13 protein-coding genes and 1 pseudogene are annotated in these 14,387 nt (G+C 40.5%); 11 read left to right on the top strand and 3 right to left on the bottom strand.

Features of this window, described 5'->3' with window-relative positions:
• Positions 1-323: 323 nt before the first annotated feature.
• Positions 324-548: a helix-turn-helix transcriptional regulator gene (locus tag QL886_RS12855; RefSeq protein ID WP_057758779.1), complete on the top strand. Its 225-nt coding sequence runs from the start codon at positions 324-326 to the stop codon at positions 546-548.
• 155 nt (positions 549-703) lie between these two features.
• Positions 704-979 carry a hypothetical protein gene (locus QL886_RS12860; RefSeq protein WP_095570655.1) on the top strand — a complete coding sequence of 92 codons (276 nt, stop codon included), beginning with the start codon at positions 704-706 and terminating at the stop codon, positions 977-979.
• 187 nt (positions 980-1,166) lie between these two features.
• On the opposite strand, the gene QL886_RS12865 is transcribed toward QL886_RS12860, so the two are convergent.
• Together QL886_RS12865 and QL886_RS12870 are read right to left on the bottom strand one after the other, a co-directional pair.
• Positions 1,167-2,123 (bottom strand): hypothetical protein, encoded by a 957-nt coding sequence (locus QL886_RS12865; protein ID WP_114701938.1) that lies wholly within the window; start codon positions 2,121-2,123, stop codon positions 1,167-1,169.
• Between the two features lie 30 nt (positions 2,124-2,153).
• Complete coding sequence (locus QL886_RS12870) at positions 2,154-4,790, bottom strand: MobA/MobL family protein (protein ID WP_114701937.1); 2,637 nt, start codon at positions 4,788-4,790, stop codon at positions 2,154-2,156.
• A 263-nt stretch (positions 4,791-5,053) separates the two neighbouring features.
• On the opposite strand from QL886_RS12870, the gene QL886_RS12875 reads away from it, so the two are divergent.
• The 8 genes and pseudogenes from QL886_RS12875 (at position 5,054) to QL886_RS12910 (ending at position 11,414) form a co-directional block, all read left to right on the top strand.
• The gene (locus QL886_RS12875; protein ID WP_114701936.1) at positions 5,054-5,395 is read left to right on the top strand and encodes a hypothetical protein; all 342 of its coding nucleotides are present in this window, start codon (positions 5,054-5,056) and stop codon (positions 5,393-5,395) included.
• Between the two features lie 204 nt (positions 5,396-5,599).
• A complete protein-coding gene (locus QL886_RS12880; RefSeq protein WP_162799535.1) occupies positions 5,600-5,770 on the top strand; it encodes a hypothetical protein in 171 nt (56 codons plus the stop codon).
• A 327-nt stretch (positions 5,771-6,097) separates the two neighbouring features.
• Complete coding sequence (locus QL886_RS12885) at positions 6,098-7,054, top strand: replication initiation protein (protein ID WP_058368520.1); 957 nt, start codon at positions 6,098-6,100, stop codon at positions 7,052-7,054.
• A gap of 83 nt (positions 7,055-7,137) precedes the next feature.
• Positions 7,138-7,365, top strand: coding sequence for a type II toxin-antitoxin system RelB/DinJ family antitoxin (locus QL886_RS12890; protein WP_114701935.1), 228 nt, complete (start codon positions 7,138-7,140; stop codon positions 7,363-7,365).
• A pseudogene (locus QL886_RS12895) lies at positions 7,362-7,647 on the top strand (BrnT family toxin). The gene QL886_RS12890 and the pseudogene QL886_RS12895 overlap by 4 nt, the downstream one beginning before the upstream one ends.
• Positions 7,634-7,798, top strand: coding sequence for a hypothetical protein (locus QL886_RS12900; protein ID WP_156410068.1), 165 nt, complete (start codon positions 7,634-7,636; stop codon positions 7,796-7,798). The pseudogene QL886_RS12895 and the gene QL886_RS12900 overlap by 14 nt, the downstream one beginning before the upstream one ends.
• Positions 7,799-8,056: 258 nt before the next feature.
• A complete protein-coding gene (locus tag QL886_RS12905) occupies positions 8,057-9,058 on the top strand; it encodes a DNA-binding protein (RefSeq protein ID WP_114701934.1) in 1,002 nt (333 codons plus the stop codon).
• Between the two features lie 1,429 nt (positions 9,059-10,487).
• On the top strand, positions 10,488-11,414 hold the full coding sequence (locus QL886_RS12910) for a cation diffusion facilitator family transporter (RefSeq protein WP_114701933.1): 927 nt from the start codon (positions 10,488-10,490) through the stop codon (positions 11,412-11,414).
• A 186-nt stretch (positions 11,415-11,600) separates the two neighbouring features.
• Here the strand turns inward: QL886_RS12910 and lnt are convergent, their stop codons facing one another.
• Entirely contained in the window at positions 11,601-13,169 is a 1,569-nt protein-coding gene (gene lnt / locus QL886_RS12915) for an apolipoprotein N-acyltransferase (protein WP_068039556.1), read from the bottom strand.
• Between the two features lie 239 nt (positions 13,170-13,408).
• Between lnt and QL886_RS12920 the strand changes: the two genes are divergently transcribed.
• A complete protein-coding gene (locus QL886_RS12920) occupies positions 13,409-14,053 on the top strand; it encodes a DUF411 domain-containing protein (RefSeq protein WP_082787298.1) in 645 nt (214 codons plus the stop codon).
• Positions 14,054-14,387 lie beyond the last annotated feature (334 nt).

A 14,387-nucleotide genomic window follows, 5' to 3' on the forward strand; every position in this document is an offset into this window, starting at 1 on the left:
GAGTATTTGAGTATTTGAGTATTTGAGTATTTGAGTATTTGAGTATTTGAGTATTATTAAGACTTTACTCAATAGTTAGATGAATAGCAACATTTTTAAAAAATAACTATATCTTTGATATCGACTGAATTTCTATGTGAATAATATTCATAAAACTGCATAAATTTGTCAAAGACTGAGATGCCCCAGTAAACTGACTGCTAACATATAAAGTGTAGCTATCAAGTATCAATATGAGCTACTAAAAGCAATACTTTAGCCGCTCATATTCGTTATAATCCGCTCACCAATCAAAAACCACTAATATGAATGAGGGAACCACTATGGTGAAGTGTCACTTATCGACCATCATGGGTGAAAGACGCCTTAAAATTGCCGATATCTCAAGAGATACTGGCATCAATCGTGGCACCATTACTCGCATGTATCATGAAGAAGCCACCCGCGTTGATCTAGATGTCATCGAGTCTTTATGTACTTATCTTAGAATCAATGTTGGTGATTTATACGAAATCATAAATGAGGACAGCAGTGAGTCACCAGCATAAATAACGTTGTCATGAGCTGTGATTGTCTTTAAACGAATAAAAAGACCTACAGAAGGTTATTTTCTCTTGCAATAGATTAAAATATAGGTATAATTTGACCTGTAGTAAGTCATTTTATTTATTATATGTATATAATGGTCTATAGGAGAATACCAATGAATAACAATCTATCTCGGCTCAATAGCTGCACATGGTTTAGTGAACAGACTAAAACGTTAGCCTCTCAGCTGTTATTAAGCTTACAAATACAGCAAGGCGTACAGCTGGCAACCCTACTTGGTGTTGACCCCATTCTTTATAATGATGAAGCGGTTTATGTCTGGGTGCAACGACAGCTAGATGACGGTCTTATCGTTGACGATCATGCGTTAAGCACCCTTGAAACTGCTTTTATAGAGTTGGTCACAGCTCACACTGACCAAGCAGCGTAATGGCTTTAGCTTATATTTACAGACAACTTGTTTAACAAGAAACAATAACCCTTAAAGCCAGATAAAGTGTCATTATCTGGCTTTTTGATATAGACAAAGATAACGACAATCAAACAAGCTTTTTTCAGTCTTATATGTCTCAGAAGACGCACTTTTGGGCAATATGGCTTACTATTACCATATGCCTTTACTCAGTCGGCTCTGCACGCGGCACCCCAGCTATTTTATAATAAACAAAGCCTCTCTCATCTCTCAAAACACTTTTACTGTCTGCTCTAACGCACCAGCTGATTGCATCAGGCTGCGCTTCATTAACATCACAAGCCAAAATAATCTGCTGACTTTGAGCGTTATCAAATGCCTGCTTCCACCCCGTTTCAAGCTCATCGATGCCGCGCTGTAGCTCTGCTTGCTGGTATCTCATCTCTGCAATCTCATCAAAGCTTGGCACATACCAAAATACCAGGGCCACCAAACTTATTATCACAGCCATCGTACCCGCTGCGACAGCGGCTGCAATCCTTTTAATACTCATAGTCTCAATGGACTTATGAATTTTGTCCAAGTCTTTACTAGCTCTACCCTCAACCTGTTCAATCCGCGTTTTGGTGGTGGTCTCAAAGGTCTCAATATCTTCAATAATCTGCTTATGACCAGCTTGGTACTGATTGGTGAATAGGGCTAGATTGTCAGCGCCTGCGCCAAGCTTGTCAGCCACCGCTTGCATGGTACTCACTTGTACCTCTATGCTGTCGTTTTTAGCAGTGACGACCGACTCTACAGCCGTATCAATCTGCTGTTTCATATCGGTGATGATGCCTGCTATTTTGTCATCATAACGACGCGGCATATCATTGTCAGTAAAAGCAGTCACTGCCGCTTGTAGCTGCTTTAACACGAGTTCTTGATACTGACTCAATGCCTGCGAAGTCGTGCTTGCGCTACTACCTAATTCTTCAATGGCAGAAGACACCTCATTCACCTTGCTATCAATACCGCTAAGCGAACGCTCAAGCCGCCTCGCTACCGCATCATCGGCTCGCTTAATCAGCTCACGCAAGGCCCCAATGACCGGAGTCAATGAAGTCACTAGGTTAACAAGTTGATCGTGTATGTCTTGCTCAGTGCGGTCATTTTTATTCATAGTAAGTACTCATTATTGTAATCATCACAACTAAAATGGGCGTGGTGACGAGTAATGGCGCGCTTTTTCTTGAATAGCCTTGTCTATATCCAGCACTTGTGCGGCCAAGATTTGCGCTAAATTTTGCGTGCCCACGCGGATGTCAGGAACCTGCTCAAAACGCTCATTAAGCGCGTTTATAGTATCAATTTTATGACGGTCGCTAGGAAGCGTGCCGAGCGCTTGTAATAGTGTCTGTACCGATGTATCTCTGTCTATCGTCACCCGTTCTGCATCCGTGTCTCGCAAACGCTTTTGCAACGCGGTGACGTTATCAGTATGCTGAAGCGTTTTTAAAACGAGGGCCTCAGCAGCTAACTTTTCAGCCACCTCTATCACAGTGGCAGTAGTATCAATCGCTTTAAAGTCGATCTTATCAATACGGTCTTTAACCCGTACCAGCATATTATCAAACCTGCTCTGATACGCCTTGACTTCTGCCTGTCGGGTACGCGCAAGGGCAGTAGCATCTTGCTCTTTTTGTTGTTTTTCTTGCCGCCGCTTCTCTGCTTCCTCTCGTGCACGCTCAGCCTTTTTCTTAAGCTCTGCTTGCTCATGTGCTTTGTTGAGCTGGTACTGAAGCCTCATCGTACGGTTGCGCCAGTCATCAAGCCGATCTGCGTTCAATTGAGTGGTCTTGGTACGGGTAATCTCATCGTATAAGTCATCATCTTGCACAATCACCGCTTCACTTTGATCAAGAAGGGCAATACGCTGCTCATAAAACGGCGATAGGCGCTGATAGGTTTTTTGACTGGTATTGATTTGCAGCTTTAATTGTTTGATGTCTTCATTATTGGCGGTTTTAAATGTCTTTACATCAGATACAAGCATCTTCAAACGTGCCTCAGCGGTATCATCTATCTCTACCGCTTTAAGAGCACGCAGCGCCTCACGCTCTTGCTCAAGCGCTTTAAAACGCTCAACATCAAGATCTGCCAGTGCCGCGAACTTATGATAGGTGTCAAGGTTGCTCGTTATCTCGATCGCCTGCAAATCCTCAAACGTCTCCCGCCAGTGCCGCTGCAGCTCAGTTTTTTCAATATCAATCTCATCAAGCGCTTTAAAGTCAGTAGCCAGCTTATTCAGCGTTGCGGCAAACGGTTTTAAGGTGGCCTTTAGCGCCTTATGATCATCAATAACTCGATTGTTAAGGGGAATAAGATTTTTTAAAACCGCTTTATTGTTCAGCACCGTTTTATCAATCTGTGACAGCTGCTCTTCAAGGCGGCTAACAGCGCGGCCTGTTTGTAGGGTGTCATCTTGTCTAAACTGATCAACCGACGCTAAAGCCGTCTTTAGTGCCTCGCTTTGCTCTTTCGTATGTATTTTCCGGGCAAGCTCAATCATTTTTTGGCGGGGCTCGCTAAAATCCTGTCCCACCTCCTTGGTGAACCGCTGGGTACTCTTAATGTTTTTATCAATGGTAATAATCTGTTTAGACTGAAGCGCTAACTCTTCATACAGCGCATCAATGGTTGAAAATAAGGCGCTGCGTACCATCTTTTTTTGACTCACAAAGTCGGCTGAAATTGCTAAAAGCTCATCAAGTGCGTGATCATTGGCCACATCACTATGCGTCTGACTGTTATTTTTAGGGATAGCGGGTTCAAGTTCAGCGGCAGGATCTACAAAGCGGATATTACTGAGCTCAATTCGCGCAAAGGGCTTACGCTTTTTATAATGTACTGTGACGCCGTTAACCTCTTGCTCATTGCTTTCTAGGTCAATACGTCCCTTGTCGTCATACTCAATTACCAGACCATTTTTTTCAATGTAAGCATTGATCTCATCAATCGTCTCGTTGTACTCATGAATCACTGAACGATTGCCTTTGAGAATATCCTTATACAATGACTTGCCCAGTTTCATTTTTGGTAAAAGACTGATGCCCAGCTCACGGTAGGATTTCTCACTAATGGTTTTATTCTCAGGCAGTAGCTTATTGGCCATATCCGCCCAAAGGGTGCGTTGATATTTAAGCTCATCGCCGCGCCCGTTTAACCCCTTAGATAAACGCTCCTCCGTTGACCACTGCAGCCAATTCTTGCGTGCTGATAAAGCATAACCCTCAACATCCGCTACTATCTCACGGCTTGAGAGTAAAATATGGGCATGAAAATTACGACTGGTCAGCTCAACCACTTCAACCTCCCCCACATGTTTCTCGTGACTGTGGGGCCGATGAATGGCCACATCGACAAGCACGTTATAACGATCAGATAAGGTTTGAGCGTAGCGCTCGGCCAGAACTATACGCTGATCAGCGGTGATCCCATCAGGAAACATCACATCAATCTCAGTACCCAATTGCGCGTTTTTACGAGTCTCAATGCGTTCGATATCATTCCAAAAACCCTCACGTGTCACTGCTAGATCCCCAGCAAGAGTTGGCGTTATCAACGCCATATGCACCACATTTTTCTCAATAACTTGCGTATATTTAGTGCCATCACTGTCCACTAAGTTTAAGATTTTATCTTTAGCTTTACTGGTATAATCGTGGACGACTCCTGACTGCCCATCAACCAGTTTTGAGCCAGAATTATAAGCCGACTTTGCCACCACGCTATGATTTTTCGCCTTACTAACGGCGCTAACCGACAGATGAAAACCTTTATTATTCATAGCAAAAAAACCCAATATTGAGTGATGATTTTTTGGGGGTTGTAGGGGGTTCGCCCCCTGCCGGACGACGGAGTTTATGTAAAAAAAATAGCGCCCCTTGTGGGCCTTTTTTACATAAACTCCTAAGTTCGCTCTTAACAGAGGGTTAAAATACTACTGCGCCCACGAAACGAAGTGGTCTTGTGTATTTTACTACCTTGCATACCTGTATATGTACTGCTAGGATCAACTCTATCATAGTTGGCTAAAAAAAGGATGAGGTAATGTCAGTAATATCAGATGATTTATTTGCAAATAAGATTAAGCAATTACAGGCTCTTAAAAAAGAGATTGATCAGGACAGGCTTGAAGCACATAAAATATTGGGGGAGTGGTTGGCCAACGCATTAGACGATGATGACAATCATGAACTGCAAGCTATTTTTTTAGATGCACACGATAATGAAAAATATGTCCGTTTGAAAAAGCACCGTGAGTTTTTAAAGTCAATTGCTCATAAGATGCAAGGTGAGGCTAAGATGGTATCAAGCAGTTTTACTTCACATGAAGACAATCAAGATAGTGAGTACGGTTCATTGTTTGATGACGATTCAGCAGCTCAATAACTGTTACTGTTAGCAATAGCCTATTCATCAGTACAACTGAATCGTCTTCTAATTAGCGAAATGCTAGAAGACGATTTTTAGCTGTTTTAAGCGTTTTAAAATAGCTTTAGCTACCATCGTATCGAACAGAGCGTAGAACGCATATAAGAGTATTTTTTATGCGTTTTAGCAATGCTTTAAGATGTGTTTACAGAGGTGTCGATAATGACTATTGAAAATGAAGACAAGTTATCTACAAAAAATGAGACTGATACTGAGAGTATGAAAACAGCGTTGGCCAGAATGACAGATGAAGACATTCAAAATATCTTTGACCGTGCTTTTGAAGATTTTCAAAGATCAAAGCTTAATCCGAACTATGAGAATAAAGATTGATACCGAGTAAATTGACCATAGCGTTTTGAGCTACTGAACAGTTCTATAAGTGATTGGTCGCTCATATTATCATCTCAAATCCGTCAGTTCTTGAGCTTTTTTCCTATTATTTAATATAAAAACATATTTTTTACTTTTAAAGATTTTTAAAGACTTTTAGGAAGCTCTCAGACCTTACCAGTTAAGGGCTTCAAGATCTATAAAGCTACAATCAGCTAGGTTAATGCTACAATCAGCTAGGTTAAAAGCTACAATCAGCTAGGTTAAAAGCTACAATCAGCAGGTATTATGCTACAATTAGATAGATTTGAGTATTAAGGCGTAGATATGACTAACCAAGTTGGTTTATATGAGAAGAAATACCCTGCAAATTGGGTTGTTATGCAAAATCGTATTCTACAAGCGTTTTATGAAATGACACTTGATGAAAAACGGTTGCTGTTGCTTGCTAGTTCAGTAGTGCGTTTGATAGATGCCACTGAAAAAGACACTATAGAGATAACCGCGAAAGCATTTGCAGAGGCTTGCAACATTCAAGTGGATTCTGCTTATACTCAATTAAAAGATGCTAGTGAAACGATGATGAGGCGATTTTTTAGCTATAGAAATGAACGCGGTAGCCGTGTCAATGTACAGTGGGTCATCAGATCAATATATGAAGATGGCTATGTGTCTCTATGTTTTACAGATGAAGTGCTACTGATGTTGAAGGTTTTTGATGAAAATAATCCATTCACTAAATATAAAAAAGAAGATGTACTTAAACTGAAGGGTGAATATTCAATAGATATATACCATCTGGCCAAAAAACATGAGGCAATGAGCTCGTGGACAATGTCACTTGAAGAAATTAGAGAGGAGCTAGCTCTTTCTAAATCTTACGAACGTATTAACAACCTAAAAAGTCGAGTCATCAACCCAAGCGTTGAAGAAATAACAGAAAAGTCAGATATTAAAATCACCTATGAAAACGTCAAACGTGGTCGTACCGTCACAGGACTAAAATTTAATGTAAAAGCTAAGCCCACCAAGAAAAAAAGTCTGGAGGACTTAAATCAGAATAATGAGAATAGAGATATACCATCCTTAACAGTCAAACAGATCGACCGTTTTGCGCCTCTATTGGCTAACTATGCCCCATTTGGTAGCTATGCGCCTTCAGGAAAAAGTACCCAAGAAGTGATCAGCTGGTTACACACTCAATTAAGAGATGAAGCTTTTTTAAAGACCCATAAAAAGCATTTGCTGGCGGTAGGTTATACGTTCCCTAAGCAAAAATCATAGCAAAGAAAAAAGAGTGATTAATCTGGTACTGTCTATACAAATGGTTTATATTATATGTACACAGATAAGCCATTTGTAATGCCATGACGACAACTAATTATAATATCAGGCTCGATCAAGAGCTAAAAGAAAATGCTTTTGCCGTGTTTGAAAGCTATGGTCTAACGCCGTCTCAAGCGATTAAATTGTTCTTGACCCAAGTGGCGCAAACCAATCAAGTACCGCTATCTTTTGAATACCAGAAAGTAACAGCTGTCAGTCAAGATGAATTGCTAATCTATAAAGAGCATACTGACAGAGAGAACAGATAAGTATTAGATTTGAATGGGATGAACAAAAAAAACACCAATCAGCGTAAGCACCGTTTATTATTTGAGGCAGCCGCCCGAGTTTTTCTAGACCTTTTATGCCTGCGTCAGCAAGACAGGTATGAAAATGATGAAAAGCAGTGGCAAGCGCTGGGTACAGTAGACGGTACCGCCGTCCTATTGGTAGCCCATACGCAAACAGAAATAGATAATGGTGAGGTTATACGCATTATCTCAGCTAGACGTGTCAAAAAAATGAAAGGGAGCCAGTGTGAACAAAGTTAGTTATCAAATAGACGAGCTACCACCACTAACGGCCAAGCAACAAGTAGATTTAGAGCATTTAGCAACGCTTAATGATGACGACATTGATCTATCAGACATTCCAGAAGTCACCGACTGGTCAGGTGTTAGCCGTGGCAGTATTAAACCATAAGCGTTCTTTACTGAGGCCAGTATCATTGCCAAATTTAAGGATAAAACCAAGCAAACAGGCGCTAATCATTAATAAATGATAGTAATGCGCTAGAAGAGTACTTAACTGATCGTTAGCCCTAATCTAATGATTGTGACCTCAAGATTACTTGAGGTTTTTTTAAGCCTTATATTGTAGTATGTTGTATATTGTATTATACTATATAAAAAATACTACAAACGCTACATATTTACTCATACAAAATTAAGGACAATAATTATGGCCATTACTACACAGCAAATTCATGCTATTGCTGATCAACTGCACGAACAAGGTATCAAACCTACTTTAGCCGAAGTGCGTAAGGCGCTGGGTGGTGGATCATTCACGACCATCAGTGAAGCTATGAAGTCTTGGCGTCAGGATAACCAACAAGAAGAGCAGCTAAGACAGGTTGAGCTACCAAGTGGTATCACTGAACGCTTACAAACGCTTGGTGCGGATATGTGGCAGACGGCCATTGATATTGCCAATGATCGTCTGGTTAAAGAACGGGAGGCTCTAGAGAGTATTAAGGCCAAGTCGCAAGCTGAGACAGATGAGGCTCAAGAAGCGGTTAAGACCCTAGAGAGTGAGCAGGCTGATTTGTTAGAACAGCTCGATGAGGTCACAGCAACTGCAGAGGCAACGGCTATCACCGCGGCTCAAGTGACTGCTGAACGGGATGTGCTGACACAGACACTCAGCGATACTCAGCACCAGCTAGAACTTGAACGAGCTAAAACAGTGGCAGCTCAGGCCCAACTTGGTGACCTGCGTAGCAGTTTTGATCAGCAATCAAAAGAGCTGAGTGCCAACATATCGAAGGTGGCCACGCTTGAAGCCACTGCTAATAGCGATAAAGCAGAGATCGCGCGTCTGCAAACAGAACTGACAGCAACTAAGGATGAGCTAAAGACAGTCGTTATTGAGCGCAACGAGATAACGAATCTTACAGCAGAAGTGAAAGGAGAGTTAAAGGCCATAATCGCTGAACGTGATAAGTTATCAGGGATTAATGAGCAGCTTACTCAAAAGCAAGCTAAGATTGAAGCAGATCATCAGCTACTGATTAAGCAACACGACACGTTAAATCATGAGAGAACTTTGCTTAGTACTGAGCACACTGCATTGAGTGAGCAGTATGATGAGCTTTCAATTAACTATCAATCAGAACAGGAAAAGAGTAGCTCATTGACTGCAGAGATTGAAAAGATGCGAGAGACAATTAACAATAAATAAGTCAATCCCGTTCTATTCACACTAAGCTTATGAATCCACCATGACAATATCGACTCACTGAATAAATGATGGTTGTATAATAAATATTCTAAATTTTTCTCTGAACTCTCATAGTATATAGCCTAGTGGGCTATATACTACTTAAATTAGCCTAAGTGAATTTATGCTGATTTTGGAGCCTTGAGCAGATTTCAAGGAACACTCACCCTAAAGCAATTATGAGTATAATAAAAATACTCACAAACACTTTAGTGCATTCCTTGAATTTGATGTGATTAGTCATGCCGACTTCATCGCCCATCGCGTCATCAAGACCGTATCACTGTATCAAGCTACGGCTGTTATGATTACGGCTGATAGCACCGCCTAGACACGCTCATAACCGCTACTGTGCTGTCATACGCTAGCAAGGGCGTTCGCCCAATATACCGCTACGATATGCACAAGTAACCACTCATTGCGTTGCTCTGATCCTTTGTCTAGTCACCCCTGTAGGGAGCTCACCCTTATGTCAAACGCAGTCGTCACCGAGGCCTGCCACCCATTTGACGGGTAACGGGTACAGAGAGAGCAGCACGAAAATGTAACGAGCGAACAAGCAGTTTTTAAAATGTATAGCAAATAGAGTTGATATGAAAGCAGATTTTGGATAAAATGCACCTATACGGGCATTTAATGCTGTTCAAATAACGCAGTCTGTGTGCTTATTTGTTCGTTACAGGGTGCGTCAACACACTGTAACCGTTATCTACATTTAAAACTAAATGCCTCTGGGAGTCAACTCCCAGAGGCATTTTTTTATTTGTCATACAGATTAGGTTTTTAATATCTGATTCTTCGTTAGATTGCTTAGGCTTTTCTTGTCGTCATTTAGCGTAAGCATTTCAATTATTTTGAAGTTAGCACTTAGTACATCCTCACAAGACGTTAAGTTTCTGACAATACTGGGATAGTTTACTATGAAGACCGGCTTAGTCGTCAGATGCAAGGTTTTACACGCGCTGTTAAGAAGCGGTAAATCATCTTTCTGAGAGAATACGATAATGAAAAGACAAACCTACACTCCTGAGATTAAAGAACGCGCCGTTCGTATGCTGATTGAAGCATTAAACGATTACACCTTTATGTGGTCATGTCATAAAAAGCACACTAATGAAACTATACTAACCAACATTCAAGACTAAGCTACACATACTAAAGAGCTTGAACATGAGAACAAGAAGCTTACGTAAGCCAGTTAGATTACAGTAAAATCCGCTTTTTTCGCCCAAGGAGAGATAGGACACACAATCAAGTTGTGGCTCAGTTTATTGATAAAAATAAGTGGGTCTACGGTATTAGAGCAATATTGACTGTGCAATATAGAAAATATGCAATAAACTTATTTTCTACCTTTAATAAAATGCAGCAACCTAAACAAGGGTAAATTATGAGTAATTCAGATAACCACAGTCATCAAGCTCCAGACCCTAAAAATATGAATAAAGCTTTTTATATTGGGATTGGTCTAAATTCTGCATTTACGCTCATCGAGTTTATAGTGGGCTACTCAACTAATTCATTAGCTTTAATCGCAGACGCTAGCCACAACTTAAGTGATGTTGCCAGTTTAATAATCTCGTTAATTGGAATGAAATTAGCACAGAAAGCATCTACTACGCTTTATACCTATGGCTACAAAAAAGCTTCTATAATGGCGTCTCTTATTAACGCCATATTGTTAGTTACAATCGTTATAGGTATTGCGTATGAGGCCTTGGGTCGATTTGATACGATACCGGAAGTTGCAGGAAAAGTTATTATTATTACAGCTCTAATAGGTGTATTTATAAATACTGTTTCTGCTTTTGCATTCTACAAAGGTCAAAAAGACGATATTAATGTCAAAGGTGCTTTCTTGCATCTAATGGTAGATGCATTGGTCTCTGTAGGTGTCGTTATCTCGGGCATTATTATTTACTATACAAGTTGGAATATCGTTGATCCTCTAGTTAGCTTGATTATTTCAGTCGTTATACTGTTATCGACTTGGGGTCTACTAAAAGAGAGTATCAAGCTTGCTATCGACGGAGTACCTCAAAATGTTGATCTCAGTAAAATCACTGCTATCTTAGAGAGCTATAATTTTATTCAAAACTTTCATCATTTACATATCTGGGCTTTGAGTACCACTGAGAATGCTCTTACAGTTCATATTGTACCGAAGACCGATATAACGTTTGAAGAGACTATTACTATGAAAGAAAACATCAAGGAAGATTTGGCGCATCAGAATATACAACATGCAACTATTGAATTTGGTACTAAGGCAGATGACAATCAAAAATCGCGTGCATTAAATGAAAGTATCAACTAAAAGATGATAGACCGTATATAGCTATCTCTTTTTAAGTATGAGGCGCGTGCCTTATGTCAACATAATTTTTTCAATCAGTTCTTATGTGATCAATAGTTTAAAACTTTTATATTTACGTGCGTTAGGACGTTACCTAGAAAAAATAAAAAACTTACGCTGATTAAATTATTATGATTAAGTTTACTATTACCCTCGTCTTCTAAGTGTGGTTAGACCTTTGCCAAAATAGCTTATTAGTAATAACAGGGTTATTATTATCAAGATAGGATAATTTCCCATAAGCATAAAGGGCGTGTTACCAACCCGTGCCTGTATCTCACCACGTAGTACAGTACGCTCAAACTGCGGTGCGCGTTTTACAATACGACCTTTATGGTTAATGATAGCGGTAACACCAGTATTGGTCGCTCGAATAAACCAGCGCCCGTTCTCAAGCGCGCGCATTTGTACCATTTGCAAATGTTGCAATGGTCCTGCTGAAGTGCCAAACCAGGCATCGTTAGAGACGGTCAACAAAAAGTCAGTATCGATGGCATTTTTACGCGTGGTATCTGGATAAGCTACCTCATAACAGATAGCCGTCCCTATATTGTGTTCACGCACCTTTAGCGGTGACTGCTGATCACTACCACGACTATAGCTCTTAATATCCTGACTACCGGCCAAACTTGGGAAAATATCGAGCACGCCTTCAAATGGAATATACTCTCCAAAAGGCACTAGACGCTGCTTCTTGTATAGGCCTTCCGCTTCTACACCTCGAGCAATCACGCTATTGTAAAATGGGGGATACTTATCCGTACTGGCATTGAATGCCGCTTTATCCTTATAAGGGATACCAGTTATCCATGTCGTATTGGTCGCATTGGCCATTTCTATCATTTCACTAATAAAGCCCGCAGCCTCATCCTGAAACATCGGAATAGATGATTCAGGCCACACCACCACATCACGTCCCCACTCAGTGCGCGTTAACTTCGCATAAATCTTTAGCGTTTCTACTTGATATTGCGTCAGCCACTTTATATCTTGTGAAATATTACCTTGAATCAATGACACTGACAGATCAGGTGTGCCCTTAGGTTTTGTCCATTGCGGATTGACCAGCCATAATGATGTGCTAATGGCTAATAACAGTACAGAAACGACGGCATAACTACTGCGTCGAAGCAGTAGCTCTACTAAACTTGCAGCCAATAGTATGGCAACAAAAGAGACGGCAAAAACACCAGCAACGGGTGCTAAGGACGATAACCAATACTCTTCAGTAAATGCATAACCAACAAACAGCCACGGAAAGCCTGTGAATAACCAAGTTTTTAACCATTCTTGTAGCACCCAAAGAGCAGCAAATGAAAAGGGTTGTTTGCCTACCATACGGTTAAAGACTAGTGCTAAAAATCCATGAAACAGTCCCATACCGAGACCCATCAATCCAATCATAATCAATGCGAGCCACGTTGGAGTATCGCTATAATCATGGATGGCAGTATAGAGCCAAAAGCCGCCGACGCACCATAGCCCCATACCGTAAGCTTCACCGATAATAAAAGCGCGACGACCACTCATATTTGGTACCAACAGCGCATATAAAATCGCTGGTGACACTATTGCTAGCGGCCAGAACCCATGAGGCGCTAGCGCAAATAAAAAAATAGCCCCTGCAAGCCATGCTGCTACTAGCGTAAACCATAGCGGTAATTGATTTGAGTGAGTACTCAAACGCTTTTGTAGATTAATAGTAGACAGGCGCATCGCAAATTATCCAAAATTATGAGTTTTGAATTTTTAGTCAAAATCCAAAACTCGGATAGACCTGTTAATACTACAGGCAGCATTTCAAAATGAAAACTGCTTATGATACCAGTCCGCACTGCTCAATGGATAAATTTACGTACTCCGTTTGATGGGTTATTATGCTACATTACCAAACGATATGAAGTGTTACTTGACCTTCTATAGCTCACAATATCTACAGTACATGAGAGAGCACTATGACCCCCTTAAAAATAAAATCCAGTCTTATATTCAATCGTTATCTGTCTAAGGGGTTGCGTAGTACGTTAGTATTACTTGCCGCCTCATCACTATTTGCTTGTAGCCAACCGAGTAGTGGCGTATCTGATGCAAGCACAACATCGGCATCAACTGAAGATGTAGTGACTGTTCCGAAGACAGCTGAACCAAACGTTATAAATACTCCTATGATGACATCAGTAAGTAAACCAGACCTACTAAAAAACGTCTCAGCCACTGTCTATAAAGATGCCAATTGCGGCTGCTGTAAAGAATGGATAAGTCATGCAGAAGATAATGGTCTAAGTGCAACCGCGCAAGATGTTGCGGACTTAGCCGTATTTAAAGAGCGCTACAGCGTTCCAAATGAAATGCGTTCTTGCCATACTGTAGTCACTACTGATGGTTACGTCTTTGAAGGTCATGTACCCGCTAAATATATGGCGCAGTTTTTAGAAAATCCGCCAGTACAAGCTATGGGTCTTGCCGTACCTGGCATGCCTGTTGGTAGCCCGGGTATGGAGTATCAAAATAAATTCATGCCCTATCAGGTTATGCAACTCAATAAAGACGGGACGACCCAAGTTTATGCTGATATTGAATCGGTAGAGCAGCAATTATAGTGTGTTAGCAGTTAAGAATACTTTGATTATAGTGTTAGCGTTAAAAGCGAATGAAGCAAGTATAAGACTGTTCTATTGCTTATAAAATGATTCTTCATCAAAAAATTCATTAGCTATTGCGACTTTAAAATTAAAAATAACTTTGAATTTGTAACTTTTGATGACAATGTAAGCGGATTTATCGGTTATTAACCCTTAAAATAGATAAATAACTAAGGGTTAATACAAGAATATACAGGATGTATCGAAACAATTACGTAATATTACATAAGCCAGTAGGGAATTAACATCTATATTAATATTATAAATTATTATATTATCTTAATAATTAGTT

This window comes from Psychrobacter sp. APC 3281 (assembly GCF_030407815.1).
Classification (GTDB): Bacteria; Pseudomonadota; Gammaproteobacteria; order Pseudomonadales; family Moraxellaceae; genus Psychrobacter.